We start from the raw sequence: 476 nt of genomic DNA, 5'->3' as shown, positions 1-476 counted from the left end.
GCCGGATTACCGCCCGCTGCTCGGCAGTCTGGCGGGGATGGATGCCAACCAGGTAATGGAGGCCCTTGCCTCCGCAGATATCGCCTACACCGTTGAACCCAACTCCGGCGCTCTGCTGGTCAAGGCCAATGACCTGGCGCGCGCACGCCTGAAACTCGCCAGCGCTGGTATCGGCCCGGCCGATAGCAATATCGGTTTTGAAATTCTCGACAAAGAGCAGGGGCTCGGCACAAGCCAGTTCATGGAGGCGACCCGCTACCGTCGTGGCCTCGAAGGCGAACTTGGCCGCACCATCTCCAGCCTGAACAACGTCAAAGGCGCCCGGGTACACCTGGCGATCCCGAAAAGTTCGGTATTCGTGCGTGACGAACGCAAGCCTAGCGCTTCGGTTCTGGTAGAGCTTTACCCGGGTCGTGCCCTGGAGCCGAGCCAGGTGATGGCGATCATCAACCTGGTTGCGACCAGTGTCCCGGAGC

Annotated in this window: 1 protein-coding gene; it reads left to right on the top strand. The window is 62.0% G+C overall.

What is annotated here, in order from left to right; genetic code table 11:
• On the top strand, positions 1-476 hold a 476-nt coding region (gene fliF, locus AAEZ09_RS27900; RefSeq protein ID WP_350601580.1), incomplete at both ends, for a flagellar basal-body MS-ring/collar protein FliF.

It is taken from the genome of Pseudomonas sp. 65/3-MNA-CIBAN-0223, from assembly GCF_040310425.1.
GTDB classification, from domain to species: Bacteria; Pseudomonadota; Gammaproteobacteria; order Pseudomonadales; family Pseudomonadaceae; genus Aquipseudomonas; species Aquipseudomonas gregormendelii.
The sequence above is the reverse complement of the archived record's forward strand: the minus strand, read 5'-3'. Positions and strand labels throughout refer to the sequence as shown.